Annotated in this window: 24 protein-coding genes, 1 tRNA gene and 1 riboswitch; of the genes, 7 read left to right on the forward strand and 18 right to left on the reverse strand. The window is 65.1% G+C overall.

What is annotated here, in order from left to right; genetic code table 11:
• Positions 1 to 126: 126 nt before the first annotated feature.
• Positions 127 to 324, reverse strand: a riboswitch (cobalamin riboswitch).
• A 46-nt stretch (positions 325 to 370) separates the two neighbouring features.
• From BMZ97_RS17455 to BMZ97_RS17505, 11 genes are all read right to left on the reverse strand, one after another.
• Positions 371 to 2,569: a TonB-dependent receptor gene (locus BMZ97_RS17455; RefSeq protein ID WP_092172162.1), complete on the reverse strand. Its 2,199-nt coding sequence runs from the start codon at positions 2,567 to 2,569 to the stop codon at positions 371 to 373.
• Between the two features lie 56 nt (positions 2,570 to 2,625).
• On the reverse strand, positions 2,626 to 3,855 hold the full coding sequence (locus BMZ97_RS17460; protein WP_092172165.1) for a GTP-binding protein: 1,230 nt from the start codon (positions 3,853 to 3,855) through the stop codon (positions 2,626 to 2,628).
• A 185-nt stretch (positions 3,856 to 4,040) separates the two neighbouring features.
• Positions 4,041 to 5,699: an OFA family MFS transporter gene (locus tag BMZ97_RS17465; protein ID WP_092172168.1), complete on the reverse strand. Its 1,659-nt coding sequence runs from the start codon at positions 5,697 to 5,699 to the stop codon at positions 4,041 to 4,043.
• Between the two features lie 99 nt (positions 5,700 to 5,798).
• The gene (locus BMZ97_RS17470; RefSeq protein ID WP_092172171.1) at positions 5,799 to 6,071 is read right to left on the reverse strand and encodes a formate dehydrogenase subunit delta; all 273 of its coding nucleotides are present in this window, start codon (positions 6,069 to 6,071) and stop codon (positions 5,799 to 5,801) included.
• Positions 6,068 to 6,910 (reverse strand): formate dehydrogenase accessory sulfurtransferase FdhD, encoded by an 843-nt coding sequence (gene fdhD / locus BMZ97_RS17475; RefSeq protein ID WP_092172174.1) that lies wholly within the window; start codon positions 6,908 to 6,910, stop codon positions 6,068 to 6,070. The genes BMZ97_RS17470 and fdhD overlap by 4 nt, the downstream gene beginning before the upstream one ends.
• Complete coding sequence (gene fdhF, locus BMZ97_RS17480; RefSeq protein ID WP_092172177.1) at positions 6,897 to 9,779, reverse strand: formate dehydrogenase subunit alpha; 2,883 nt, start codon at positions 9,777 to 9,779, stop codon at positions 6,897 to 6,899. The genes fdhD and fdhF overlap by 14 nt, the downstream gene beginning before the upstream one ends.
• Positions 9,780 to 9,789: 10 nt before the next feature.
• The gene (locus tag BMZ97_RS17485) at positions 9,790 to 11,373 is read right to left on the reverse strand and encodes a formate dehydrogenase beta subunit (RefSeq protein ID WP_092172180.1); all 1,584 of its coding nucleotides are present in this window, start codon (positions 11,371 to 11,373) and stop codon (positions 9,790 to 9,792) included.
• A complete protein-coding gene (locus BMZ97_RS17490; RefSeq protein WP_092172183.1) occupies positions 11,370 to 11,852 on the reverse strand; it encodes an NAD(P)H-dependent oxidoreductase subunit E in 483 nt (160 codons plus the stop codon). The genes BMZ97_RS17485 and BMZ97_RS17490 overlap by 4 nt, the downstream gene beginning before the upstream one ends.
• A 233-nt stretch (positions 11,853 to 12,085) precedes the next feature.
• The gene (locus tag BMZ97_RS17495) at positions 12,086 to 13,000 is read right to left on the reverse strand and encodes a LysR family transcriptional regulator (protein WP_244546465.1); all 915 of its coding nucleotides are present in this window, start codon (positions 12,998 to 13,000) and stop codon (positions 12,086 to 12,088) included.
• 227 nt (positions 13,001 to 13,227) lie between these two features.
• Positions 13,228 to 13,677 (reverse strand): Ros/MucR family transcriptional regulator, encoded by a 450-nt coding sequence (locus BMZ97_RS17500; protein ID WP_092172186.1) that lies wholly within the window; start codon positions 13,675 to 13,677, stop codon positions 13,228 to 13,230.
• 332 nt (positions 13,678 to 14,009) lie between these two features.
• Positions 14,010 to 14,085: transfer RNA gene (locus tag BMZ97_RS17505), tRNA-Ala, on the reverse strand.
• Between the two features lie 134 nt (positions 14,086 to 14,219).
• Here BMZ97_RS17505 and BMZ97_RS17510 point away from each other — a divergent pair.
• From BMZ97_RS17510 to BMZ97_RS31745, 4 genes are all read left to right on the forward strand, one after another.
• A complete protein-coding gene (locus tag BMZ97_RS17510) occupies positions 14,220 to 14,510 on the forward strand; it encodes a YggT family protein (protein WP_092172495.1) in 291 nt (96 codons plus the stop codon).
• A 13-nt stretch (positions 14,511 to 14,523) separates the two neighbouring features.
• Positions 14,524 to 14,838, forward strand: coding sequence for a DUF167 family protein (locus BMZ97_RS17515; RefSeq protein ID WP_092172189.1), 315 nt, complete (start codon positions 14,524 to 14,526; stop codon positions 14,836 to 14,838).
• A 70-nt stretch (positions 14,839 to 14,908) separates the two neighbouring features.
• Positions 14,909 to 15,610 (forward strand): carbonic anhydrase, encoded by a 702-nt coding sequence (locus BMZ97_RS17520; protein WP_092172192.1) that lies wholly within the window; start codon positions 14,909 to 14,911, stop codon positions 15,608 to 15,610.
• A 136-nt stretch (positions 15,611 to 15,746) separates the two neighbouring features.
• Positions 15,747 to 16,427 carry a cold-shock protein gene (locus BMZ97_RS31745; protein WP_092172196.1) on the forward strand — a complete coding sequence of 227 codons (681 nt, stop codon included), beginning with the start codon at positions 15,747 to 15,749 and terminating at the stop codon, positions 16,425 to 16,427.
• Positions 16,428 to 16,669: 242 nt separating this feature from the next.
• On the opposite strand, the gene BMZ97_RS17530 is transcribed toward BMZ97_RS31745, so the two are convergent.
• The 6 genes from BMZ97_RS17530 to BMZ97_RS17555 all read right to left on the reverse strand — a co-directional run bounded on the left by BMZ97_RS17530 (position 16,670) and on the right by BMZ97_RS17555 (position 22,246).
• Positions 16,670 to 17,212 (reverse strand): MOSC domain-containing protein, encoded by a 543-nt coding sequence (locus tag BMZ97_RS17530; protein WP_092172199.1) that lies wholly within the window; start codon positions 17,210 to 17,212, stop codon positions 16,670 to 16,672.
• Positions 17,213 to 17,485: 273 nt separating this feature from the next.
• The gene (gene bfr / locus BMZ97_RS17535; RefSeq protein ID WP_092172202.1) at positions 17,486 to 17,971 is read right to left on the reverse strand and encodes a bacterioferritin; all 486 of its coding nucleotides are present in this window, start codon (positions 17,969 to 17,971) and stop codon (positions 17,486 to 17,488) included.
• A gap of 103 nt (positions 17,972 to 18,074) precedes the next feature.
• Positions 18,075 to 18,362: a (2Fe-2S)-binding protein gene (locus BMZ97_RS17540; RefSeq protein ID WP_139221249.1), complete on the reverse strand. Its 288-nt coding sequence runs from the start codon at positions 18,360 to 18,362 to the stop codon at positions 18,075 to 18,077.
• On the reverse strand, positions 18,359 to 18,892 hold the full coding sequence (gene irrA / locus BMZ97_RS17545; protein WP_092172205.1) for an iron response transcriptional regulator IrrA: 534 nt from the start codon (positions 18,890 to 18,892) through the stop codon (positions 18,359 to 18,361). The genes BMZ97_RS17540 and irrA overlap by 4 nt, the downstream gene beginning before the upstream one ends.
• Before the next feature lie 209 nt (positions 18,893 to 19,101).
• Entirely contained in the window at positions 19,102 to 20,691 is a 1,590-nt protein-coding gene (locus BMZ97_RS17550; protein ID WP_092172208.1) for a DHA2 family efflux MFS transporter permease subunit, read from the reverse strand.
• A 361-nt stretch (positions 20,692 to 21,052) separates the two neighbouring features.
• A complete protein-coding gene (locus tag BMZ97_RS17555; RefSeq protein WP_244546466.1) occupies positions 21,053 to 22,246 on the reverse strand; it encodes an HlyD family secretion protein in 1,194 nt (397 codons plus the stop codon).
• Positions 22,247 to 22,390: 144 nt separating this feature from the next.
• Between BMZ97_RS17555 and BMZ97_RS17560 the strand changes: the two genes are divergently transcribed.
• Entirely contained in the window at positions 22,391 to 23,074 is a 684-nt protein-coding gene (locus BMZ97_RS17560; RefSeq protein ID WP_092172501.1) for a TetR/AcrR family transcriptional regulator, read from the forward strand.
• Between the two features lie 369 nt (positions 23,075 to 23,443).
• Positions 23,444 to 24,397, forward strand: coding sequence for a phosphoribosylaminoimidazolesuccinocarboxamide synthase (locus BMZ97_RS17565; protein ID WP_092172211.1), 954 nt, complete (start codon positions 23,444 to 23,446; stop codon positions 24,395 to 24,397).
• Positions 24,398 to 24,575: 178 nt separating this feature from the next.
• Here the strand turns inward: BMZ97_RS17565 and BMZ97_RS17570 are convergent, their stop codons facing one another.
• Positions 24,576 to 25,025, reverse strand: a complete 450-nt coding sequence (locus BMZ97_RS17570; protein ID WP_092172214.1) for a YybH family protein — start codon at positions 25,023 to 25,025, stop codon at positions 24,576 to 24,578.
• 149 nt (positions 25,026 to 25,174) lie between these two features.
• Here BMZ97_RS17570 and BMZ97_RS17575 point away from each other — a divergent pair, with 149 nt between their 5' ends.
• Positions 25,175 to 25,507, forward strand: a complete 333-nt coding sequence (locus tag BMZ97_RS17575) for an ArsR/SmtB family transcription factor (RefSeq protein WP_092172217.1) — start codon at positions 25,175 to 25,177, stop codon at positions 25,505 to 25,507.
• Positions 25,508 to 25,517 lie beyond the last annotated feature (10 nt).

Here is a 25,517-nt window from a genome sequence, read left to right on the forward strand (position 1 = left end):
TCACCGGCGGCTTCCCATGGATGGGACGCGGCCGGTGCTTCGGCGCCGTTCGAACCCGGTTGCGCGACCAGAGCGCGCAAGTGAGCGACCGTCATCAGAGCTCCTTCCGGGGCACCCCGCCCGGTTGCATGGCTTCACGACGTCGGCAGGTCTCCTGGCTCGCGGGTCCAAGCTTCGTTCGGCCTTCCCGGGGCAAGCCCAGTGGCATGATCGAACGTCGCTCGCCGCTGACAGTTGCGGGGGCAGCTCCGGAATCGCGCGCTTGCGCGCGCTCACCGGATTCCCTTTTGATCTCTTTCGAGAACCGACCCCGCCAAGGAAGCACACCGCCTTGCGCCGCACAAGACGCGATCCGGCGCTCGCCACCCCTTCAGAACTTCGCGCTCAGGAAGGCGCGCACGCCGCGCCCGGGCGCCACCACATCGTCCTTGCGGAAGGACACCGCGTTGCGGATCGTCTCGTTGAGCAGATTGGTGCCGTTGACGCCGGCGGTGAGCTCGATCGGCCCGAGCGGCCCGTCCTTGAGCTTGACCTTGTAGCTGAGCTCGGCGTTGAGCAGGTTGTAGCCGCTGGTCGGCGTCTCCTCGGGCGCGATCCGCTTCTGCGAGAACGCGTGGATCAGGTTGACCCTAGCGAACCAGGCATCGCCGCCGCGCCAGAACAGCCCACCGCCGAGGCGTTGAGGCGGAATACGCGGCACATTCTCGTCGCCGGAGAATCTCGCCCGAACGATGTCGTATTGCCCCTCGACCCCGAAGACGTTCAGGCCGATCTCGAAGAGATCGTATTGCGTCTTGAGTTCTCCGCCGAGGAAGCTGGCGTTGCGCTGGGTGTAGACCACCTGCGTCAATGCGTTGCCCGTGCCGCAACTGGCGAAATCATTGTCGCAGCGCAGGCCGGTGACGCGGCGATAGATGAAGCCCTCATAGCGTGTCGCATAGAGCGAGGCGTCGAAGCGCCAGGGACCGGCCGTGCGGCGCAGGCCCAATTCGACCGTCTTGGCGGTCTCCTTCTTCAGATTGGGATCACCGATCTCGAAGGTGCCGGGCGCATCATGCGCGCCGCGCGAGAACAGTTCGGAAGCCTTGGGCGCGCGCTCCGTATAGGAGCCGGTCAGGCTGCCGGTGAAGCCGAAGGGCAGATCCTGAAGCAGACCGAGGCTGGCGCTCACCGGCCTGAAGCGGCGGCGCCGTGCCGAGGAAGTCGGATCGTCCGCCGTCGCAACTTGCGTCGCCGCGCCAGTCTCGGGGTCGATGCCCTCGGTGAAACCAGGCAGATAGCCGGCCGGAAAGTTCGTCGCAGTACCCTTGACGTCGACATAGTCGATGCGGCCAGCGGCCTGCAGCTTGGTGCCGGGTAGCAGCTGCAATTCATTGAAATTGTAGATGCCGGCGCTGTTGGTGTCGGCTGGCGGCAGCAAACCACCAGCTTCTCCGGAGGTGCCGATCTCCTGGCGGCCAAGTTGCAGGCCGAAGGCCGAGGTCAGGCGGCCGATGCCGGTTTCGAGCGGCTTGAGCTGCGCCTCGACGCGCCCTTCGATCTCGCGATTCTTGAACGTAGCGGCGGTCTCGAAGCCGCCGCCATCGTTCAGCCCCTGCTCCTGATGCTTGTAGACGGACCCGCCGACCCAGAAGCGCAAGGTATCGATGAAGCCGCCATCGATCTGGAACTCGCCCTTGCCCGCGAGTTTTGTCTGTTCGAGGTCGATGCGGGTGCGCGTCGCCCGCGCATCGGCGCCGGGAATGCCGTAGAGGCTGGTGAAATGCGACAGCGAGACACCGATGAAGCCGCGATTATCGGGCAGAAAATAGGAACCGCCGATCGCCTGGCCGTCGGAGCGGACATAGCTGTTGAACTGGGTGCCGCCGGGGATGTGATAATCCTCGGCATTGCGATGATAGATGTCGCCATGGACGACGAACTGGCCCGAGCGCGCATCGATCAGCCCCGAATTCTCGATGCCGCGATCGACCGAGGAGACCGAGGAGCGCGTCTCGGCATGGAAGCCCGGCGCGATCAGGAATGACGGGATGCGGTTGTTGTCGACGCTGACGACGCCGCCGATCGCCTGCGAACCATAGCGCAAGGTGCCCGGCCCGCGAATCACCTCGACGCGCTGCGCCGCCAGCGGATCGATCGGCACGCCGTGATCCTCGCCGAGATCGGAGACATCCTGCGAGCCGATGCCGTTTTCCTGGATGCGGACGCGGAAATTATCGAGGCCGCGAATGATCGGGCGGTCGGCTGCGCCCGGCGCGAAGCCGGAATTGGTGATGCCCGGCTGATTGGCGAGCTGGTCGCCGAGCGTGCGGCCGCCATTGCGCAGAAGTTCGCCGGCGGTGAGGAAGGTGACCGAGGAGAAGCTGCGGTTGACCGCAACCGCCTCGCCATTCGGCGCAGCCGCGGCATCGGGCAGGCTGCGCGGCTGGATCGGGCTTGGCGCCGTCACCGTGATCTCGGGCAGTTCGATGGCCGTTTGTGCCAAGGCGCCGGTCGCAATGATGGCGCCAAGCGCGACGCCGGCACGGAGAATGCCGGCGCGCCGCGCCGCTGCAAGGTCGATGGTCATGGGAAGATCCGCTGTGAAAGGGGGCTATGCCGCCGCCCGAGGCGGCGGGAGGAAGCTCAGGCCGCCTGCCGGTCCCAGGCGGGGAACGGGTCGTCGAGCGCGAGCAGCGCTTTCGAGAGGCCTGTCGTGGAACTTCCAGTCAGGCAGGCATCGAGCGCCGCACGGATCGCGGCCTCGTACATCTCCGGCCCGCCGATGAAGACCAGCTCCTGCCGGCGGTCGCCCCAGAGCTCCGACCAGTGGCGGCGCATCAGCGAGGCGAACTCCTCTGAGCGCGGCCAGCGCTCCTTCGGCACCGCCGCCCACCAGCTGCCCAGCCCCTCGGTGCGCGTGATCCGCCCGGCGAGCGAATATTCGCCGACCCAATGCGGCCGCGTCGCCAGCCAGAAATGCCCCTTGGCGCGGATCACGCCGGCAAAGCGATTATTCATCAGCGCGTGCAGCTGGCGCGGATGGAACGGCCGCCGCGCTCGGTAGACGAAGGAGCGGATGCCGTATTCCTCGGTTTCCGGCACATGGTCGCGGAAGCCGAACAGCTCCTTGTGCCAGAGCGGATGCGTTTGCGCCTTCTCCTCGTTGAACAGGCGCGTGTTCAGCAGTTGGTCGAGCGCCACCCGGCCGAAATCGGCCTCGACGATCCGGGCATCCGCATTGAGCCCGCGCACGACGCGGCGAACTCTGTCGCGCTCCCCGGCCGAGACCTCGCCGGCCTTGTTGATCACCACGACATCGGCGAATTCGATCTGCTCGACCAGGAGGTCGACCAGCGTGCGCGCATCGCCCGCGCCGGCGGTCTCGCCGCGGTCGCCGAGGAAATCGCGGCTATCGTAATCGGCAAGCAGGTTGATGGCGTCGACCACTGTCACCATCGTGTCGAGCCGCGCGACATCGTCGAGCGAGCGGTCGTCCTCGTCGCGGAAGGAGAAGGTCGCGGCGATCGGCAACGGCTCGGCGATGCCGGTGCCTTCGATCAGCAGGTAGTCGAAGCGGTTCTCGGCCGCGAGCCGGCGTACCTCGCTCAGGAGGTCGTCGCGCAAGGTGCAGCAAATGCAGCCATTGCTCATCTCGACGAGCTTTTCGTCGGTCTTGGACAGATCCGCGCCACCCTCGCGCACGAGATCGGCGTCGATGTTGACCTCGCTCATATCGTTGACGATGACCGCGACGCGCTTGCCCTCGCGATTATTGAGGATGTGGTTGAGCAAGGTGGTCTTGCCGGCCCCGAGGAAGCCGGAGAGCACGGTCACCGGCAGGCGGCGGTCGGTCAGGAGCGAGGTGGGAGGCATGATGGACTCAGGTGATTGTGGAGCAATTTCGTTACATTATAACATTACCTTTCTGTCAACCCGCGAAATCGCGGGCCTCCCCGGGGGCCCACCAAAATCGCCCGGGAAAGCGCCCAAGAAAGCGCCCAAGAAAAAGGCCCGCATCGGATGATGCGGGCCCCGGTATCCTCACTGCTGCGGCTCTCTCAGCGGAACAACGCCAGCGATTTGGACAAGGTGATCCAGACGCCCCAGGCCAGCGGAATGCCGACAACGGCCCAGGCGAGCAGCGCCGTGCCGTCGAAGCCGCCCTTGCCGATGCCGAAGGAGCCATGCGGGCCGCTCGCCGCGGCGCTGGCGGTCTTGGCCTGGAGAGCTGCGACCTCCGCATCCCTCATGAACCATTTCTGCACCACCGGTCGGACGAGCAGATTGGCGATGAAACCCGCCACCAGCATGCCGGCGAGGATATACATCGTCCGGTCATAGACCTGCGCACGCGGCACGCCGGCATTGATCTGCGCCTCGCGGATATAGTTGACCACGACCGGCCCGATGATGCCCGCCGTCGACCACGCCGTCAGCAAACGGCCATGGATCGCGCCGACGAACTGGGTGCCGAACATGTCGGCGAGATAGGCCGGCACGGTGGCAAAGCCCCCGCCATACATCGACAGGATGATGCAGAAGAAGGCGACGAACAGCGCCAGCGAGCCGGCATGGGCGGCCCAGGGCGAGAGCCCATAGAGCACGATGCCCAGGCCGAAGAAGGTCGCATAGGTCAGCTTGCGGCCGAGCTTGTCCGAGAGCGAGGCCCAGAAGAAGCGGCCCGCGATATTGAACAGCGAGAGCAGGCCGACGAAGGCCGCGGCGATCGTGGCGATCTGCTTCTTCTGTTCGGCGTCGAGTGCGGCAAACCCGATCTCCGGCTTGCCGATCAGGGAGCCGGCGAAGATCTCCTGCAGCATCGGCGAGGCCATGCCGAGCACGCCGATGCCGGCCGAAACGTTGAGGCAGAGCACGGCCCAGATCAGCCAGAACTGCGGCGTCTTATGCGCGTCCTTGAGATGGACATGGCCAGAGGTGATCATCGCATTCTGGGTCGCGGGCGGGGTCCAGCCATCCGGGCGCCAGCCCGAAGGCGGGATGCGGTAACCGAAGGCGCCAGCCATCATGAAGACGAAGTAGATCGCCGCCATCACCACGAAGGTCTGCCAGACGCCAACCGAGGTCGGGGTCTTGAAGGCGTTCATCAGGATGTCGGCCAAGGGCGAGCCGATCATCGCGCCGCCGCCGAAACCCATGATCGCCATGCCGGTCGCCATGCCGCGCCGGTCGGGGAACCATTTCACCAGGGTCGAGACCGGCGAGATGTAGCCGAGGCCCAGCCCGATGCCGCCGATGACGCCCGAACCCAGCCACATCAGCCAGAGCTGGTGGGTGTAGACGCCGAGCGCCGAGATCAGGAGACCGCCGCACCAGCACAGCGCCGAGACGAAGCCCGCCCGGCGCGGGCCAACGCGCTCGAGCCAGCCGCCCCAGATCGCCGCCGAGGAGCCGAGCAGCACGAAGAACAGCGTGTACATCCAGCCGAGATCGGCGACCTTCCAGTCGCAGGCCGTGGTGAAGAGCGAGCCGATCAGCCCGACATCGGCCGCACAAGCGACCGGCTTGGAGACGCCGATGGCCTGGCTGAGCGGCAGCCAGAACACGCTGAAGCCATAGGCCATGCCGATGCAGAGATGGATGCAAAGCGCCGCCGGCGGCACCAGCCAGCGGTTGAAGCCGGCCTTCGCGATGATCCGCTCCCGGTCCAGCAGACCCGGAGCAAGCGAAACCTGCCCGATATCCTGTGCGATGCTCATGTCAGTTCCCTTTTCCCCAAGATTCTCTAATCGGGCCGGGTTGCTCCCGGCTCGTTGAAATCGCGTTGTGCACGCCTTTTTCAGGCGCGCTCTGCTCCGCTATCCGCCCCGCGCCGGCCTGATCAGCGCCAAGGCGCGCCGTACAAGGGGTTGGAGCTCCTGGGAATCGCTGGTGAACGCGGCGAGGAAATCCTCACGCATGCGCCGGCTCCAGAACTGGTTGATGTGGTCGGCGATGGCGGGCACCGCCTGCGCGTCGGGATAGGATTTGAAGAAATCGGCGATCTGCCCGGCCATGCGCGCGAGCTTCTCGCACTGCTCGGCCTTATGGGCGTCCCGCGCCTCGCTCGTCGGCAACGCAGCCTCGCTCATCGTGCTTGCGTCTCCAGTTCAGGCGCCAACGCTCCGGCGAAGACGATGCAGCCATCGTCACGGGCGACGCAGACGAGATTCAAGCCGAGCCGCTTCGCCCGCTCGATCGCGAGCGAGGTCGGTGCCGAGATCGAGACCAGCGTGCCGGCCCCGAAGATCGCCGCCTTCTCGACCATCTCGAAGGAGGCGCGGCTGGTGACGAGCACGAAACCACTGCTGGCCTCGTGGCCAGCGCGCAAACGCGCGCCGATCAATTTGTCGAGCGCGTTGTGCCGGCCGACATCCTCGCGCGCCGCCAGGATCGCACCCGTCGCATCGCACCAGACGGCGGCATGGACGGCATGGGTGAGCCGGTTCAAGGGCTGGTGACGCTCAAGGCTCGCCAGGGCCGCATGGATGGTGCTGCGCGCGATCGGTTGCCCCTCCCGCGCTCCCGCCCGTGCCATCGGCAGTTCGCTCAGCGTCTCGACGCCGCAGAGCCCGCATGAGGTCCGGCCCGAGAGATTGCGGCGCCGCGCCAGATGCTCGCGGAAACGGCCGGGCGCGAGATCGACGGTGACGACGATGCCGTCCGGCTGCGGCTGGACCCTGATGGCTCTGATCTCGTCGATGCCGGTGACGATGCCCTCGGTCAGGCTGAAGCCGGCGACGAAATCCTCAAGATCCGACGGCGTCGCCATCATCACCGCATAGGGCAGGTTGCCATAGACGATGCTGACCGGTGCCTCGACAGCGACCTCGGCGCTCACTGCGAGGCCCAGGCCGCCATCGAAGCGGACCCGCTCGGTCGGCACGGCGCAAGAGGCCGGCGGCTGGGCGGGCGGGCTATTCCGCGGCATCGGGCAAACGCCCCGCGATCCGGCGCAGCGAGATGTCTTCCTCGCGATTGCGCTCCTGCCACTGCGAATAATAATTCGTCCGCCTGACCTCGACCGCCGTCACCTTGTATTCCGGGCAATTGGTCGCCCAATCCGAGAAATCCGTGGTGATGACATTGGCGCCGGTCTCGGCATGGTGGAAGGTCGTGTAGACCACGCCCGGCTGCATCCGCTCCGAGACCTCGGCGCGCAGGGAGATGTCGCCGGAGCGGCTGGCGAGCGCGACGAGATCGCCAGATTTGATGCCGCGATTCTCGGCGTCGAAGGGGTGGATCTCCAGCACGTCCTCGTCATGCCAGGCGGAGTTGGCGGTGCGCCGCGTCTGTGCGCCGACATTATATTGCGAGAGGATGCGCCCCGTCGTCAGGATCAGCGGGAAGCGCGCCCCGGTGCGCTCCTCGGTGGGCACGAATTCGGTGATCATGAACTTGCCCTTGCCGCGCACGAAGCGGTCGACATGCATCAGGGGCGTGCCGGTCGGGGCCTTCTCATTGCAGGGCCATTGCACCGAGCCGAGCTTGTCGAGCTTGTCATAGCTCACCCCGGCGAAGCTCGGCGTCAGCCGCGCGACCTCGTCCATGATCTCGCTGGGATGCGCATAGGCCATCTCATAGCCGAGCGCCCGGGCGAAATCGATCGTGACCTGCCATTCCGCCTTGCCCGAGAGCGGCGCCATCACTTGCCGGACGCGGTTGATGCGGCGCTCGGCATTGGTGAAGGTGCCGTCCTTCTCCAGGAAGGAGGAGCCCGGCAGGAAGACATGGGCGTATTTCGCCGTCTCGTTCAGGAAGAGATCCTGCACCACGACACATTCCATCGCAGACAGCCCGGCGGTGACATGCTGCGTGTTGGGGTCGGACTGGGCGATGTCCTCGCCCTGGACATAGAGCGCCTTGAAGGTGCCGCCGACCGCCTCGTCGAGCATGTTGGGGATGCGCAGGCCCGGCTCCACATCGAGCGGCACGCCCCACATCATCTCGAAGATCTGGCGCGTCGCATCGTCCGAGACATGGCGGTAGCCGGTGAACTCATGCGGGAAGGAGCCCATGTCGCAGGCACCCTGGACGTTGTTCTGGCCGCGCAGCGGATTGATGCCGACGCCGTCGCGCCCGATATTGCCGGTCGCCATGGCGAGATTGGCCATGCCCATCACCATGGTCGAGCCCTGGCTGTGCTCGGTGACGCCAAGCCCATAGAAGATCGCACTATTATCGGCGGTGGCGTAGAGCCGCGCCGCAGCGCGGACATCGGCGGCCGGGACGCCGGTGAACTCCTCGCTCGCCTCGGGCGAGTTGTGCGCCTGCGCGATGAAGCGGGCCCAGATCTCGAAATCGGCCAGGTCGCAGCGCTCGCGGACATAGTCCTCGGCGATCAGGCCCTCGGTCACGACGACATGACTGAGCGCGTTGATCAGCGCGACATTGGTGCCGGGCAGGAGCTGGAGATGGTGTTCCGCCTTGATATGGGGCGACTTCACCATGTCGATCCGGCGCGGATCGGCGACGATGAGCTTGGCGCCCTGGCGCAGGCGCTTCTTCATCCGCGAGGCGAAGACGGGATGGCCGTCGGTCGGATTGGCGCCGATCACCAGGATGACGTCGGCCTTGGCGACCGATTTGAAATCCTGTGTGCCCGCCGAGGTGCCCAGCGTCGTCTTCAGGCCGTAGCCGGTCGGCGAATGGCAGACGCGGGCGCAGGTATCGACATTGTTGTTGCGGAAGCCGGCGCGCACCAGCTTCTGAACGAGGAAGACCTCCTCATTGGTGCAGCGCGACGAGGTGATGGCGCCAAGCGATTCCCGGCCATAGCGCGACTGGATGCGCTTGAACTCGGAAGCCGCATGGTTGATCGCCTCCTCCCATGACACTTCGCGCCAGGGATCGGTGATCTTCTCCCGGATCATCGGCTTGGTGATGCGGTCCTTATGGGTCGCATAACCCCAGGCGAAACGGCCCTTGACGCAGGAATGGCCCTCATTGGCCTTGCCGTCCTTGTAGGGCACCATGCGGACGACCTTGTCGCCCTGCATCTCGGCCTTGAACGAGCAGCCGACGCCGCAATAGGCGCAGGTCGTGACCTTGGAATGCTCGGGCTGGCCCATCTGGATGACGCTGTTCTCCATCAGCGTCGCCGTTGGGCAGGCCTGCACGCAGGCGCCGCAGGAGACACATTCGGAACCCAGGAAGTCGGTCGGCCCCGGCGCAACGCGCGAATCGAAGCCGCGGCCGGTGATGGTCAGCGCGAAGGTGCCTTGCACCTCCTCGCAGGCGCGCACGCAGCGATTGCAGACGATGCATTTCGTCGGGTCATAGGTGAAATAAGGATTGGAGGTGTCCTTGGCCAACCAGTTCTCATTGGCGAGGCCGTCCGCCGTCCTGGCGAAGACATGGTTCTCGCCCTCATAGCCATAGCGCACCTCGCGCAGGCCGACCGCGCCCGCCATGTCCTGCAATTCGCAATCGCCATTGGCCGAGCAGGTCAGGCAATCCAACGGATGGTCGGAGATGTAGAGCTCCATCACGCCCTTGCGCAGGGTCGAGAGCTGCTCGGTCTGCGTGCGAACGACCATGCCCTCCTCGGCCGGGGTGGTGCAGGAGGAGGGCGTGCCGCGCCGGCCCTCGATCTCGACGAGACAGAGCCGGCAGGAGCCGAAGGGCTCGAGCATATCGGTGGCGCAGAGCTTGGGGATCTTGGTCCCGACGCTCATCGCAGCCGCCATCACCGAGGTGCCGGCCGGGACCGTGACGCTCTGCCCGTCGATCGTCAGCGTGACCTGTTTTTCGGAAACGCGGATCGGCGTGCCGAAATCGATCTCCTTGATCAGGCTCATGACAGGCTCCTCATTCGGCGGCCAGGGCTGGGACCGGCCGGTCGAAATCCTCGGAAAAATGGTTCAGCGCGCTCATCACCGGCATCGGGGTCAAGCCGCCCATGGCGCAGAGCGAAGCATCGGTCATCAGACGGTTGAGATCGCGCAGGACCGCGATGTTCTTCGGGCGTTCGGTGCCGGCGATGATGCGGTCCATCACCTCGACGCCGCGCACCGCGCCGATGCGGCAGGGCGTGCACTTGCCGCAGGATTCCTTGGCGCAGAAGGCGAAGGCGAAGCGGGCTTGCCTGGCCATGTCGACCGTGTCGTCGAAGACGACGATGCCGCCATGGCCGAGCATGGCTTTCATCGCGGCCAGCGCTTCGTAATCCATGGCGACGTCGAGCTGACCCGCCGTAAGGTAAGCGCCCAGCGGCCCGCCGACCTGCACGGCGCGGATCGGCCGGCCCGACAATGTGCCGCCGCCCATATCCTCGATGATCTCGCGCAGTGAGATACCGAAGGCGAGCTCGATCAACCCGCCGCGCCGGACATTGCCGCCGAGCTGCACCGGCAAGGTCCCGCGCGAGCGGCCCATGCCGTAATCGGCATAAGCCTTTGCGCCATGCTGGAGAATCCAGGGCACGGCCGCGAAGGAGAGCACATTGTTGACGACGGTCGGCTTGCCGAAGAGCCCTTGCAGGGCCGGCAGCGGCGGCTTGGCCCGCACCAGCGCGCGCTTGCCCTCCAGGCTTTCGAGCAGCGAGGTCTCCTCGCCGCAGATATAGGCGCCGGCCCCCAATCGCACTTCAAGATGGAAGGCATGGCCTGAGCCCAGCACGGAATCGCCCAGGATGCCGGCGCTCTCCGCCTTCAGGATGGCGCGTTGCAAGGTGCGATGCGCATGCGGATATTCCGAGCGCAGATAGATGAAGCCCTTGGTCGCGCCGACCGCGACGGCGGCGATCGCCATGCCCTCGACCAGCAGGAAGGGGTCGCCCTCCATCAGCATCCGGTCGGCGAAGGTGCCGCTGTCGCCTTCGTCGGCATTGCAGACGATGTATTTCTGCTCCGCCTGCGCGTCGTGCACCGTCTTCCATTTGATGCCGGTCGAGAAGCCCGCCCCGCCGCGCCCGCGCAACCCTGAGGCCTTCACCGTCTCGACGATCGCCCCGCCGGTCATCGCCAGCGCAGCTTTGAGTCCGGCCAGGCCGCCATGGGCGCGATAATCGGCAAGCGAGAGCGGGTCGATGACGCCGATGCGCGCAAAAGTCAGGCGCTGCTGGCGCTTCATCCAGTCGAGTTCTTCGGTGGCGCCCAATCGCAGCGCATGGGCGCCACCGGAGAGGAACCCCGCCTCGAACAGGCCCGCAACATCCCTCGCCGCGACCGGGCCATAGGCGATACGCCCCTCCGCGGTCACGACCTCGACCAAGGGCTCCAGCCAGAGCATGCCGCGCGATCCGTTGCGGACGAGTTCGATCGCGTCGCCGCGCACCTGCGCCTCGCGAAAGATCGCCTGTGCGACGCCCTCGGCCCCCACCGACAGGGCGGCGGCATCGATCGGCACGAAGATTTTGACAGGGGCAAAGATTTTGACAGGAGATTGGCTCATGCGCGCGCTCCCGCATGGGGGCCGCAGAGCTCAGCGAGCCGGCCGGCATCGACGCGGCCGATCAGTTCGCCATCGACCAGCGCGGCGGGTCCCAGCGCGCAATTGCCGAGGCAATAGACCGTCTCGACCGCGACATCCGCCCCAGCCTCATGATCATCGACCGCGATGCCGTGCTCACGCGCCAGCGCCGTAACCAGCGCCTCGCAGCCCAGTGCCTGGCAGGCCTCGGCGCGGCAGAGCTTGATCACGCGCCGAGGCGGCGGGGCGGTCCGGAAGTCGTGATAGAACGAGATCGTGCCATGGATTTCGGCGCGCGACAGGTTCAGAGCCTCGGCGATCAAGGGCACCGCCTGCGGGTCGACATGGCCGAACTCCTCCTGCAGCGCGTGCAGGATCGGCAGCGTCGCGCCTTCGAGATGCGCAAGGCCGGCAATGATCGAGCGCGCGCTATCCTGGTCCCAGGCGGGGTATCCGGCCATCATTCCTCCATTCGACGCGGTTCACCCGACGATCGCTTTTGGTGAATGGTGGTCCATACTGGAATGATTTCAAATCGTTTGTTTCAACTGAATGATAGTTTTTAGCTATCAAAAATCGCTCAGCCGACCCTTAGAGAGGGGCGCCATTCTCAATCGGCTTGCGATAATCTTGGCTTATCACCTCATTCTGCGGCACAGGCATCGTTTCATCGGCGGAAAACGATAGGCCCCAGCTATCGCACGATCGGTCGCCGCGGCAGAGCCGCCTCGGGCACCGGCCGCGACATCATCAAGAGGTTCCTGGCCAGCGGCGCGAAGGGCTGGCGGTCGGCGACGATCAGGCCGATCGTGCGCTGCGCCTCGGGTTCGACCAGCGGCAGGGCCTTGGTGCCCAGGGGCACGCCGAAGAACTCCAGCAACTGCAGCGAGACGATGCTGGAGACGCCCTGAATGCCGGCATGCGAGCACAGATTGAAGATCGAATTGGTCTCGATCGCCGGCCTCGGAGCAAGCCCGACCGAGCGGAAGATGCCGTCGATGATACGCCGGTTCTGCATATCGGAAGTCAGCAGGCAGAGCTTGAGCTCACCGGCTTCCGCCCAGGAGATCGTCTCATAGCCGCCGAGCGGGCCATCCTCTCGCGTCAGCAGCACATAGGATTCCTGGTAGATCGGCTTTGAGATCACCCGGTCGAGCGGCTCATTGTCGAGATAGGTCAAGCCGACATCGAGCTCGAAATTGTCGATGCGATCCTGGATCTCGTGCGAAGTCAGCGACAAGACTGTCAAGGAGACCGCCGGATAGCGCGAGGAGAACGGCGCGGTGATATGGGCGATCATCGGCAAGGCGGTCGGGATCGCGCCCAGCCTGATGCGGCCACTGACGCCCTCCTTCAGTTCCGCGATCGATTCCTTCATCAGATCGGCTTCGGCAAGGATGCGCCTTGCATGGGCGAGCACGACCTCGCCCTCCTTGGTCAACCCCTGGAAGCGCCGTCCGCGCTCGACGATCAGCACGCCGAGCTCCTCCTCGAGCTGGACGATGGCCGCCGACAAGGTCGGCTGCGAAACATGGCAGGCCTCGGCCGCCCGGCGGAAATGCTTCTCGCGGGCCAGCGCATCGAGATAGATCAACTGACGGATGATCATGGCGGCGGAAGAGCCCGAATGGGTTGGCGGCGCGGCGATCGGAAACAGGCGTGCGCCCAAGAGCTGGCATACCAAGAGCTACTGTGCCCGCACGTGAACAGGCAAGCGCGCACCGCCTAGAGTCGGAGCAGGCCGGAGCCGCAGCCCTTCAAAACAAAACGCCGCGCGAAGAGCGCGGCGTCCGTATGCGACAACAGGCTTTCGCGGCCTCCCGCGAAAGCCGCCGGTCAGGCTGGGACCTTCTTGCTGCGACGGGCCGGCTGGGCGGAACGCGCTGCGGCGGCCTTGCGGCCGAGGCCCATCGTCTTGGCCAGAGCGGAACGCGCTTCGGCATAGTTCGGCGCGACCATCGGATAATCCGCCGGCAGGCCCCATTTCGTGCGGTACTCGGCCGGCGTCATGCCGTAGGAGACGCCGAGATGCCGCTTCATCGACTTGAACGCCTTGCCATCCTCCAGGCAGATGATGGCGTCGGGCGTCACCGACTTCTTGATCGGCACCGCCGGCACGAGCGGCCCTGCGGGCGCGGCAGCCGGCTCCTCGCCGAGACCGGCCAGGGCAGCATGGGTGCTCGCGATCAAGCCGGGCAGATCGGCGCGCGGAACATTGTTATGCGCGACATAGGCCGCAACGACCATCGCCGAGAGGCCAATAAGCGCTTCGCTATCGTCGGACATTCTTCGACCCTAGACTTGAGAAATTATATGGCAATATTGCCCCGTATCAAGGCAGAAGCAAGGCCTCATAGAGAAGTCGGCATCTTTAGTGTCCGAAAACTCTGCCGACCAATGCAGTCTGGCTGATGCGGGAGAAACCTGCTTGCACAGAGCGGCATTACCCGTCGCGACACCATCGACGATCGGGAAATACAGCGCCATTCGCGCTTGCCAGCAATGAAACACGGCCGAGCCAAAGCATTGGGCGAGAGTCTGGCCCACGCGGCGCGGCCTGCCGCCTGCGCCGCTGCCTGGATATCCACCAGGCCTTTCAACGATCTACGAGAAAAGCCTGGTGGAGCTGAGGGGAATCGAACCCCTGACCTCTGCAGTGCGATTGCAGCGCTCTCCCATCTGAGCTACAGCCCCAAGGCGCTGGCCTTCTAGGCCGTGCGTCGCGTGGATGTCAATCACCCGCATCACGACTTCGCCCATGACGTCGTCGCGGGGTCGGCGGAAGCATCGCGCTGCCGGTCAACACTGAATTCTCAAGAGGAATGCCGATGCGTGCCGTTCTCGATGTGGTGATGCTCGCCTTGAACATCTACACATGGCTCCTGATCGCATCGGCCGTGCTGAGCTGGCTGATTGCATTCAATGTCGTCAACACGCGCAACCAGTTCGTCGCGACAGTCTGGGATTCGCTCTACAAGATCACCGAGCCGGCGCTGCGGCCGATCCGCGAACGCCTGCCCAATCTCGGCGGCATCGACATCTCGCCGATCATCCTCCTGCTGCTGATCTTCTTCATCCAGAGCGTTATCGTCCGCTACATCTACCCCGCCGTCTTCTAGAGCCGGGGTTTGCGTGCCGGCCTGGCGCGCATCGCAGGACGGCCTCATCCTCTCCGTCAGGCTGACGCCGCGCGGCGGGCGCGATGGGCTCGACGGCGTCGAACCCATGGCCGATGGGCGCGAGGTCCTGAAGATCAGGGTCCGCGCCGCACCCAGCGATGGCGAGGCCAATGCAGCGCTGGTCGCGTTCCTGGCCAAGCTCATGGGCCTGCCGCGCTCGCGGGTGAGGCTGGTCGCGGGCGCCTCGGCCCGCTTGAAGACCGTGCTCCTGGAGGGCGATTCGGCGGTGCTTCTGGCGCGGCTGGAGGCATTTCTCGCAGCCGGATGACCGGTTTCCGCCCAACGCTGCGACGCAACATGCGCTTGACGAAAGCCCCCGCATCCTGTTCGAGAGGGGCATGGACAAACCAGCGCCCCTATTCCCCGAGCGCCTGACCGAAGGTTATCGCGCCTTCCTCGACGACCGTTTCGACCGCGAGAAGAGCCGCTACGAGGAGCTCGCCGATAGCGGGCAGACGCCGAAGATCATGCTGATCGGCTGCTGCGATTCGCGCGTCTCGCCCGAGATTATCTTCGACGCACGCCCTGGCGAGATGTTCGTCGCCCGCAACGTCGCCAATCTGGTGCCGCCGTTTTCGCCCGACGACCAGCTCCACGGCACTTCGGCTGCGCTCGAATACGCCGTGCAGGCGCTCAAGGTCGAGCATATCGTTGTGCTCGGCCATGGCCGCTGCGGCGGCATCCGCGCCTTCGCCGACGATACGCAAGGCCCGCTCTCGCCCGGCGACTTCATCGGCAGATGGATCACGCTGATCGGCCCCGCCGCGCAGCGCACCGGCGGGCGCGGCCGCAATGAGAGTTTCGAGGATTATGTCGAGCGGCTCTCGCTTGCCTCGATCCAGCAATCGCTCATCAATCTGCGCACCTTCCCTTGCGTGCAGATTTTGGAAGGCAAGGGCCGCCTGCAATTGCACGGTGCCTATTTCGCGGTCGCCACCGGCGTGCTGATGCTGCTCGATCCGGCGACCGGGCAATTCGTCCCGGCGGTCGGGGAGATGCCGAAAAAGGTTCAGATGATCCGCTGCGACGAACCAGGCTGAGAGCCTCGCGCGAGCAGCTTCGCGCGGGTAAATGGATGCGACTTTGGGCGCGATAAATTCCTCTCGCGCCCCCGATGACGGCCGGGCTGGCTTGCGCTAGATTGCTGCCTTCCGATCACCGCATTCTTGAAGCTCCATGTTCGATCGTCGCAAGCCTCCCGCTGCCCAGCCTTTCGTCACCCACGAGAATATCGAAGCCAAGGTCAAATGGTTCGACCCTGAAAAGGGGTTCGGCTTTGCCTCGCCGGCCGACGGCTCCGGCGACGTCTTCCTGCATGTTTCGGCCCTCGGCCCGCTCGACCAGCAGGACCTTCAGCCCGGCGCGACGATCATCGCCGATCTCGGCGAAGGCCGGCGCGGCCTGCAGGTCGTTGCCGTTCACGAAATCGACGCCTCGACCGCGCAGCCGGCGACGCCTCGCTCCGACCGCGCGCCCCGCCCCTTCTCACCGCGCCCGCCGCGTGACGATTTCGGCGGCGGCGGTGGATATGGTGGCGGTGGCTACAATGATCGCGGTGGCGATCGTGGCGGCTATGGTGGTGGCGGTGGCTACAACGACCGAGGCGGTGATCGCGGCGGCTTCGCCAGCCGCGACAGCGGCCCGATGGAAGGCCCGTTCGACGGCGCCGTGAAGTTCTTCAACTCGGATCGCGGGTTTGGCTTCATCGCCCCCGACAAGGGCGGGCCGGACGTGTTCCTGCACGTCTCATCGCTCGGCCGCAGTGGCTTGCAGCCGCCCATGGACGGGCAGCGCGTGCGCTTCTCGATCCGCGCCGGCAAGAAAGGCCCCGAAGCGGCCAATGTCAGCTTCATCTGAGGCGATGACTCGATAGATATCCAAGCTCGCCGGGTCGCGCCGGCGGGCTTTTTTTTGGTCACAGGCTTGATCTGGCTCGGAACCGCGCCGTCATCCCGGGCAAGCGGCGAAGCCGTGCAGATCCGGGATCCGTCATAGGGCATGGACGGCGCCCTATGATGGATCCCGGGACGACCTCCGACCGCCCGGGATGACGGCGTGTTTCAGAGCATGTGTGGCGGTCCTTGGAGTTGTTGAGACGCTCAGACCCGCTCCAGCGCCCGGTGCGGCTGCGCTGGCAATGTGACGCCCACCGCATCGCCAGGGCGGATCTCGCCACCTGCCAGCACGATCCCCATGATGCCGGCCTTGCGAATGAGCTTGCCGTTTTCGTCGCGGCCGAGCACGGCGGCGAGAAGCTTTGGCCGGAACGCCTCGATCTGAGCGCAGGGATTGCGCAAGCCGGTGATCTCGACGAGCGCGTCAGCTCCCAGCCGCAGTCGCGTCCCGACCGGCAGGCCGAGCAGATCGAGCCCGCGCGTCAGCAGGTTCTCGCCCATCTGCCCGGGTGCGACGTCGAAACCCGCCGCGTTCAATTCGTCGAGCAATTCGGCCTGGAGCAGATGGACCTGGCGCAGATTAGGCTGCGTCGGGTCGACCGCGACGCGCGAGCGATGCTTCACCGTCTCGCCGCAATGAGCGTCGCCTTCGACGCCGAGGCCGGCAAGCAGGCGGATCGAAGGCAGGTTCGGCTTGCTGAAGGCATGCCCCAAAGCCGCGCTTACCGCGATCACCGTCGCCGCCATGACCAGACCTCCGCTTGCGCCGCATTGGCCGCCTTCTGCCACGGCGCCCGGGCGCTGGCGAGCCCGTAGGCAAGCTCAGGATCAGACGGTCGCGCGCCCCTCGCCCATCAACGCGGCTTGTCCGGCATGCCGGCCCGGACATGATGAAAGCCAGTCCCCGGGACCGCTCCCTCCCCTGGAAGGCCGGACCAAGAGCGCTAACCCCAAACGCAGGAACGCCGGACCCGCATGGCGGATCCGGCGCGGGATCGCGTGCCTGGAAAGAACGAAGGCTCAGTGGGCCTCGTCGAGCCCGCCGACATGCTTCTGGGTGTAGAGTTCCAGTCCGATGCGCCCGATCAGTTCGAGCTGCGTCTCCAGGAAGTCGATATGACCTTCCTCATCCTTCATCAGCGCCTTGAACAGCTCCTCGGAGGGGTAATCGCCGACCTCACGGCAATACTTCGCCGCTTCCTGATAGAGCGCGCGCGCCTCGATCTCGGCCTTGAGATCGCACTCGATCACTTCGGGGACGGTCTCACCGATCCGCAGCGCATCCAGCGTCTGCATGTTCGGGAAGCCTTCGAGGAAGAGGATGCGGTCGACAAAGCGGTCGGCATGGACCATCTCCTCGATCGACTCCTTCTTCCAAGTCTTGGCCATCTCCTTCAGACCCCAATTATCGAGAATCCGGTAATGCAGCCAATACTGGTTGATAGCAGTGAGCTCCGAGCGAAGCCCCTTATTGAGATATTCGATGACCTTCTTGTCACCCTTCATGGCGGAGTTCCTCAGCGTTACATTAGAACGATCTAATGTAACTGGAGCTTTTGTAGAAGGAAAGGCCGCAAGTCACGCGAAAGCGCTTTTCCGCGCGGGCGATTCAGGCCGCGACGCGGTCGCTGGCGATCTCCAGCCCACCCATCATCTGGCCGATGGAGACATGCACGGCGCATTCGATGTCGCGGCTGGCGCAGGAGCCGCACTGGCTCATGCAGGCGGCGCGCGCCTCGGCCAGGATCGCGCGGACCTGCCGGGCGCAACCACCACAGCTCGCGCTGCAGCCAAGGCAGTCATAGGCCTGGTTCGCCGTCGCCGGGCCACTGCCATCAGGAGCGATCGTGCCCTTGATCTGCCGGCACGACAGGACGTTGCAGGAGCAGACGATCACGCGTGGCGGCCCCCAGTCATGCGCGTCTCGATGTCCTCGCCATCGGCGCGGCGCAGCCGCACGATGACCTCGACCGAGGAGATCTCCATGCCTTCGGGCGCCTGCGGCAGACCGGCGACCTGAATCGTCGAACCCGGGATGTCGACGACCGTCTCGTCGTCCTCATTGTAGAAATGGTGGTGCTCGGAGACATTGGTGTCGAAGAAGGTCTTCGGACCCGAGACCGAGACCTGGCGCAGCAGCCCGGCTTCCGAGAACTGGCGCAGCGTGTTGTAGACGGTGGCAAGCGAGAGCGGCTCGCGGGCGCGGATCGCCTCCTCATAGAGCATCTCGGCACTGACATGGCGGTCGCCCTTGGCGAAAAGCAGCCAGCCCAAGGCCATGCGCTGGCGCGTCGGCCGCAGACCTGCGGTGCGCAGGCGCGCCTTCACCGCGCTGATCGGGCAGGAGGTCGGGCTTTTCTGCGGCCACGGGATATGGTCCGCGGCAATGCGGGGCTGACCCAGGTCCTTCGCAGGCAAAACACTCATGAATAACGCCTTCCGACAATGCCGGCTGACCGGCCTCGCAGTTTAGAAAACATCTAAACTACTGATATTGTTGTTATATTTGTCCGAGCGGCAGAGAAATGTCAATCTGAGCAAGTGCGACATGACGCATCAGGCAAGGACGATCCGCGCGATCTCCGCCGTCATTCCGGGGCGGCCCGAAGGGCCGAGCCCGGGATGACGGCGCCCCCTCAATGCCCCCCGCCGCCGCCGGCCGGTGCGGCCTTGGGCGGCTTGCTCATGAACAGCGCCATCAGCACGAGCACGCCGAAGATCAGGGTCAGCCCGAGGAAGACGTCGCCGAAGGCCATGATCAGCGCCTGCTTATGGGCGCGCTGGTTGATCAGGGCCAATGCCATCGACTGGGCGGCGTCGCCGAAATCGGAAAAACGCTGCGTCAGCGCCGCGATGTTCTCCTCGGCGATCTGGCGACCCGCGGCGACCATCTCATGCAGCCGCGTGATGTGCAGGTCAGTGCGCGTATTCAACACCGTGTTGATCAGGGCCAGGCCGACAGCGCCGCCGAGATTACGGGTCAGGTTGTAGAGGCCCGAGGCATTCTTGAGCTGATGCGGCGACAAGGTGCCGAGCGCGAGATTGTTGATCGGCACCATGCACAGCATCAGCGAGCAGCCGCGCAGGATCTGCGGCACAAGCAACTCGTAGAAATCCCAATCCGCCGTGATGGCAGAGGCGATATAGGTTCCCAGCGCAAAACCGCCGAAGCCGATCATCATCATCACGCGCGGGTCGAGCTTGGTCGAGAGTCGCCCGGCAATCGGCGCGGTCAGGAACATGCACAGGCCGGTGACGAACATCGTCTCACCGATCATCAGCGCGTCATAGCCGCGGATGCGCCCGAGATAGACCGGGTAGAGATAGGTCAGCCCGTACAGCCCGATGCCCATGCAGAAGGAGAACAGCGAGCCGAAGGCGAAGTTGCGGTTTGCGAAGGCGTAGAGATCGACCAGCGGGTCGTCCCGCGTCAGCGCCCGCCAGAAGAACAGGACCGCGCCGGCGACCATGACGAAGGAGAAGAACACGATCTCATGGCTCTCGAACCAGTCGAGCCGCGTGCCTTCCTCCAGCACATATTCGAGGCTGCCGAGGAAGGAGGCCATGCCGATCAGACCGAGCCAGTCGAAGCGCTTCAGCAGCCCGGCCTGCGGCTTGTCGAAATCAATCAATGTCCAGGCCGCGATCGAGACGCAGATGCCCGGCACGACATTGACCAGGAAGAGCCAGTGCCAGGAGAAGGCATGGCTGAGATAGCCGCCGACGGTCGGCCCGATCGTCGGGGCGAGCGTCGCCACGAGCCCGATGATCGGCGAGACGATCGGCCGCTTGGACGGTGGGAAGATGGTGAAGGCTGCGGCGAACACGCCGGGGATCATGCCGCCGCCGATGAAGCCCTGGACGGCGCGCCACAGGATCATCTCGTTGATCGAGGACGACGTCGCGCAAAGCACGCTCGAAATCGTGAAGCCGGCGGCCGCGATCGAGAAGAACACCCGCGTCGAGAAGGCGCGGCTCAGATAGCCCGAGAGCGGGATCATGATCACTTCGGCGATCAAATAGGCGGTCTGGACCCAGGCGATCTCGTCCGAGGAGGCGGACAGGCCGGCCTGGATCTCGGCGAGCGAGGCCGAGACGATCTGGATGTCCAGGATCGCCATGAACATGCCGAAGACCATGGCGATGAAGGCAAAGATCCGCCGCCTCGGAATGGCGTCCTCCTTCGGAGGCGCGCCGGCTGGACTGGTCAGCGTCGCGGTGGCCATGGCGGCCCGCCTTTCAATTCGCTCGGCGAATGCTAGAGCGTTTTCGAGCGAAGTGGATACCGGTTCGCGTGAAGAAAACGCGTTAAAACAATAGACGAGAGCAGGATGCGAAAAAGTGGGAACCGGTTTTTCGCATTGATCCTGCTCTCACTTTTAGATGAGAGCCGGATGATTTCAGATGGGATCACTGTGTGAGCCCATCTGAAATCATCCGGCTCCGGGAACTCGAGCCCTCATCCTGAGGAGCGCCGAAGGCGCGTCCCGAATGATGTTCCAGGGGGCGCTGGACCATCCTGCGAGACACCATTTCTGATGAAATGGCTCCTCAGGATGAGGGCTCGAGATATTTCGAACCGATGCCTCAGCGCTGCGAGGCAGGCCGCGGATCGATGCTCACCACGACGGACATGCCCGGGCGCAGGACATGCCTGCCGGCCGATTCCGGCGCAAGCGCTATGCGCACCGGCACACGCTGGACGATCTTGGTGAAGTTGCCTGTCGCATTGTCGGGCGGCAGCAGCGTGAAGACCGAGCCCGTGCCGCCGGCGATACCGCTGACCTTGCCCTCAAAGACCTGGCCGGGGAGTGCGTCGACCGTGATCGAGGCCTTGTCGCCGATCTTCAGCGGGCCGACCTGCGTCTCCTTGAAATTCGCATCGACATAGACCTGGTCGAGCGGGACGATCGACATCAGGCGCTTGCCGGCGCTGACGAGATCGCCGAGCTGGACATTGGTGTTGGCGACGAGGCCGTCGATCGGCGCGGCGATCTTGGTGAAGGTGAGGTCGCGCGCAGCTTTCTGCTCGGCCACCTTGAGTTCGTCGGCCTGACGAGCCGCCTCGACGCTCTGCGCCTTCAGCACCTCGACATTGGCGTCAGCCTGCACGACGCCGGCCTTGGCGCTCGCCAGAGAGGCGACAGCCTGGTCGCGCGCCGCCCTGGCGGCGTCGAGCGTGGCCTGCGAACCGTAGGATTTGGCGGCAAGGCTGCTGGCACGATCGAAATCGGCAGCCGTGCGGGTGACGGCCGCCTCGGCCGAAGTCTGCTGGGCCCGCGCCTGCACCAGCGCGGCGCGGCCGGCCTCGATCTGGCTGTCGATGCGCAACAGTGTCGCTGTGGCCGTCGCGCTCTTGGCCTTGGCGCTGTCGAGCGCAAGGCGCCAGTCGCCATCGTCGAGCGCCACCAGCGGCTGGCCGGCCTTGACCTCCTGGTTCTGCACCACGGAGACCGTCGCGATATTGGCCGCGAGCTTGGCCGAGATCGTCGCCATTTCGGCGCCGACATAGGCATCGTCGGTCGAGACGATGAACCGGCCATTCTTCCACCAGTCGACGCCGTACCAGGCTCCGACACCCACCACCGCCGTCGCCAGCAGCATCAGGCCGGCCCGGCGCACCCCGCCGCGCTTCGCTTTCGGCGCCACGGCCGTCTCCGCCGCGTCCTGGGGCACAGCCTCGCCGGGCTGGCGGGCATGGGCGGGCTGCGTGGTATCCATCGCGGGGTCGACCAGCTTGAGCCGGTCGCGACGCTGGTCGGTGATGGTCTCGGCGGACATGGAAGCATCCTGGCGAAATTCAATTCGAACCGACAGGTTCGATTTCGGTTGAAATAACGCCATCGATGGCGCATATCAAGAGAAATCGAACCAGTTGGTTCGATTCTTTTTTCAGGGGCGGCCGAGAGGCGCCGGATGGACAGTATGAGCGAAACACTTGAGCAGGCGGTTAAGCCGACATCGCGAAATCGGCGCATCGCGGGAGCAGACCCCGACAAGCGCCGCCAGATCTTGGACGGCGCGCTTGAGGTCTTCACGGCGCACGGCTTCGATGCAGCGAGCGTGAGCGACATCGCCGCCGCCGCGAATGTCTCCAAGAGCACGCTCTATGTCTATTTCCAGGATAAGGAGCATCTCTTCGTCGCCCTGATCGAGCGCGAGCGCGAGGCGCAGAAGCGCGGCCTTTACGAGATCTTGAATAGCGATCTCGATCTCGCCCATGGGCTGGCGGGCTTCGGCGAGGGGCTGGCGCGCATGCTGGTCGGCGATTTCGCCGTCAGCGCCCACCGCATCGTGCTCGGCGTTGCCGAGCGCATGCCCGATCTCGGCAAGGAGTTCTACGAGCGCGGCCCTGGATACGGCACCCAATGCCTGGCGGGTTACCTTGCCCGCCAGGTCGAGAAGGGCGTGCTCGACATCGACGACACCGAGCTCGCGGCCGTGCAGTTCCTCGATCTCTGCCAGTCGACCCTGGTGCGCCCGCGCCTGTTCAACGCCAAGCGCAGCCCCGCCCCCGAGGCCGAGATCAAGCGCGTCGTCGCCTCGGCCGTCACGATGTTCCTCGCCCGCTATGCGCGGAAGCCGGCCAAGACGGGCTCCCGCGCATAGGCGGTGCCCCGTGGCCGCCATGAGCGCGATCATCCCGAAACCGGATACGCAAACATGAAATGCGCCGTCATCCCGGGCGCAGCGGAGCGGAGACCCGGGATCCATGCCGGAACGCTTCAGGAATGGATCCCGGATCGGCGCGGCTTACGCCGCTTGTCCGGGATGACGGCGAGGGTGGACGATCGGCCGGATCCCAACATCATGACAAGCCATCGCCCACCGGGCCCCTGATATCCGACGATCCCGCTTGACCCGGCAGGCTTGCGCGATTTTAAGCGGTTGCAAGCCTAGAGCGTTTTCGAGCGAAGTGGTCACCGGTTCGCGCGAAGAAAACGCACTAAGATAAAGCGCTCCAGCGAAAGACCCCCGATGAGCGATTCCCGCGTTCTGTCAGATGCGTTCATTCCGGAACTGCCGAACCGTTACAACGGCAAGGTCCGCGAGAATTACGATCTGCCCGATGGCCGTCGTATCATCATCGCGACCGACCGCCTGAGCGCCTTCGACCTGATCCTGACCGCCATCCCGTTCAAGGGGCAGGTGCTGACCCAGACGGCGCGCTACTGGTTCGAGGAAACCGCCGATATCTGCCCCAACCATGTGCTTGCCTATCCCGACCCCAATGTCGTGATCGGCACCAGGCTCGATATCCTCCCGGTCGAGATCGTCGTGCGCGGCTATCTCGCCGGCACGACCAGCACCTCGATCCTGACAAAGTACAGGAACGGCGAGCGCGAAATGTACGGCATGCGCCTGCCCGACGGCCTGCGCGACAACGAAAAGCTGCCCGAGGCCATCATCACCCCGACCAGCAAGGCCTTCGACGGCGGCCATGACGAGCCCTTGTCGGGTGCCGAGATTCTGTCGCAGGGATTGTTGAGCCAGGAACAATGGGACACCGTCTCGCGCTATGCGCTGGCGCTGTTCGCGCGCGGCCAGGCCCGCGCCGCCGAGCGCGGCCTGATCCTCGTCGATACGAAATACGAATTCGGCACCGACAAGACCGGCGCCATCATCCTCGCCGACGAGATCCACACCCCCGACAGCAGCCGCTACTGGGTCGCCGACAGCTATGAGAAGAGCCTGGCAGAGGGAACGCGACCGGTCAGCTTCGACAAGGACTTCGTCCGCGCCTGGGTCGCAGCGCGCTGCGATCCTTACAAGGACCCGATCCCGGCGATCCCCGCCGCGCTCGTCGAACAGACCTCGCGCGTCTATATCCAGGCCTATGAAATGATCACGGGCAAGAGCTTCACGCCCGATCTTTCCGGCGCGACGGTGCTGGACCGCATCCGGGCGAACCTCGCGCCCTATTTCACCTGACCGACGGGGCGCTCGACGAGCGCTGACATCCGCCCGCCACCGCCTGGTGTCCTGGCTCGGAGCCACGCCGTCATTGCGAGTGCAACGAAGCAATCCAGGGGACGTCGAGCGAAACCTCCTGGATTGCTTCGTCGCTGACGCTCCTCGCAATGACGATTCAAGCGGTGCGGAAAGCGGCCTAACGCGCCTCCAACCGCTTCGACGGCTCGTACTGGTCCTCGAGCCGGTTCGCATGCCGGTGCAGCAGGCGCCAGCCGCCATCCTCGAATCGGAACACATGGGTGACCCGGTTCGACCATTGCGTCGGCTGCTCCATGCCCGACATTTTGACGCTAAAGGTCTCGATATCGGTCGTGTAGGCGAGATCGGCCCCCACCACGGTGGTGATGTTCCTGTGGCTGACCGTGCCGCCCTTGAAGCGTTCCGCCGCCCAGTCCCAGCGCCGCGAGACCTCGTCCCAACCCTTCTCATATCCGCCCCAGCCATAGAAGCTGGTCGCGTCGTCGCGATGCGAATAGAACGCCTTGATCGGTCCGATATCGCCATTGGCGACATGGGCGAGCGCCGTTCGCAGCGTGCCAAGGGCAGCCTCGAAAGCCTCTTTCGCCGATTGTGATGCGCTGTCCATTCCGCCCTCCTGCAAGCCGCCGAGGCTAGCATGACCGGCAGGGCGTCAGGCAAGGGCGGCGGCAGCAAGCCTGCATCGGCGAATCGTGACGGCCGTCATTCGCAAAACGCTGGGCTTGCATAATCATATATATCCATTAATCTGGATATATGGAATCCGAGACAGCCATCACCGCGCTCGGCGCCTTGGCGCAGACGACCCGCCTCGACAGCTTCCGCCTGCTGGTTCGCCATGAGCCCGCAGGCCTGGCCGCCGGCGAGGTCGCCCGCCTTCTCGAGGTGCCGCAGAACACCATGTCGGCGCATCTGGCGGTGCTGTCGCGCGCAGGGCTCGTCAGGTCGGAAAGGCGCAGCCGCTCGATCGTCTACCGCGCCGATCTCGATGGCTTGCGCGCGCTGACCCTCTTCCTCGTCAAGGATTGCTGCGCCGGAAAACCCGAGCTCTGCGCGCCGTTGATCGCCGAACTGACCCCGTGCTGCTGAGTGGGACCCG

The organism is Allobosea sp. OK403 (genome assembly GCF_900113835.1).
Classification (GTDB): domain Bacteria; phylum Pseudomonadota; class Alphaproteobacteria; order Rhizobiales; family Beijerinckiaceae; genus Allobosea.

Bases quoted from the DNA above. Each gene is read 5' to 3' on its own strand.
- BMZ97_RS17500 (WP_092172186.1), bottom strand. From the start codon at position 13,677: ATGTCCGACGATAGCGAAGCGCTTATTGGCCTCTCGGCGATGGTCGTT.
- irrA (WP_092172205.1), bottom strand. From the start codon at position 18,892: ATGAGTGTTTTGCCTGCGAAGGACCTGGGTCAGCCCCGCATTGCCGCG.
- BMZ97_RS17565 (WP_092172211.1), top strand. From the start codon at position 23,444: ATGAGCGATTCCCGCGTTCTGTCAGATGCGTTCATTCCGGAACTGCCG.
- BMZ97_RS17510 (WP_092172495.1), top strand. From the start codon at position 14,220: ATGCGTGCCGTTCTCGATGTGGTGATGCTCGCCTTGAACATCTACACA.
- BMZ97_RS17495 (WP_244546465.1), bottom strand. From the start codon at position 13,000: ATGATCATCCGTCAGTTGATCTATCTCGATGCGCTGGCCCGCGAGAAG.
- fdhD (WP_092172174.1), bottom strand. From the start codon at position 6,910: ATGCCGCGGAATAGCCCGCCCGCCCAGCCGCCGGCCTCTTGCGCCGTG.
- fdhF (WP_092172177.1), bottom strand. From the start codon at position 9,779: ATGAGCCTGATCAAGGAGATCGATTTCGGCACGCCGATCCGCGTTTCC.
- BMZ97_RS17455 (WP_092172162.1), bottom strand. From the start codon at position 2,569: ATGACCATCGACCTTGCAGCGGCGCGGCGCGCCGGCATTCTCCGTGCC.
- BMZ97_RS31745 (WP_092172196.1), top strand. From the start codon at position 15,747: ATGTTCGATCGTCGCAAGCCTCCCGCTGCCCAGCCTTTCGTCACCCAC.
- BMZ97_RS17570 (WP_092172214.1), bottom strand. From the start codon at position 25,025: ATGGACAGCGCATCACAATCGGCGAAAGAGGCTTTCGAGGCTGCCCTT.
- BMZ97_RS17470 (WP_092172171.1), bottom strand. From the start codon at position 6,071: ATGAGCGAGGCTGCGTTGCCGACGAGCGAGGCGCGGGACGCCCATAAG.
- BMZ97_RS17520 (WP_092172192.1), top strand. From the start codon at position 14,909: ATGGACAAACCAGCGCCCCTATTCCCCGAGCGCCTGACCGAAGGTTAT.
- BMZ97_RS17555 (WP_244546466.1), bottom strand. From the start codon at position 22,246: ATGTCCGCCGAGACCATCACCGACCAGCGTCGCGACCGGCTCAAGCTG.
- BMZ97_RS17560 (WP_092172501.1), top strand. From the start codon at position 22,391: ATGAGCGAAACACTTGAGCAGGCGGTTAAGCCGACATCGCGAAATCGG.
- BMZ97_RS17460 (WP_092172165.1), bottom strand. From the start codon at position 3,855: ATGCCTCCCACCTCGCTCCTGACCGACCGCCGCCTGCCGGTGACCGTG.
- BMZ97_RS17550 (WP_092172208.1), bottom strand. From the start codon at position 20,691: ATGGCCACCGCGACGCTGACCAGTCCAGCCGGCGCGCCTCCGAAGGAG.
- bfr (WP_092172202.1), bottom strand. From the start codon at position 17,971: ATGAAGGGTGACAAGAAGGTCATCGAATATCTCAATAAGGGGCTTCGC.
- BMZ97_RS17485 (WP_092172180.1), bottom strand. From the start codon at position 11,373: ATGAGCCAATCTCCTGTCAAAATCTTTGCCCCTGTCAAAATCTTCGTG.
- BMZ97_RS17530 (WP_092172199.1), bottom strand. From the start codon at position 17,212: ATGGCGGCGACGGTGATCGCGGTAAGCGCGGCTTTGGGGCATGCCTTC.
- BMZ97_RS17465 (WP_092172168.1), bottom strand. From the start codon at position 5,699: ATGAGCATCGCACAGGATATCGGGCAGGTTTCGCTTGCTCCGGGTCTG.
- BMZ97_RS17575 (WP_092172217.1), top strand. From the start codon at position 25,175: ATGGAATCCGAGACAGCCATCACCGCGCTCGGCGCCTTGGCGCAGACG.
- BMZ97_RS17490 (WP_092172183.1), bottom strand. From the start codon at position 11,852: ATGGCCGGATACCCCGCCTGGGACCAGGATAGCGCGCGCTCGATCATT.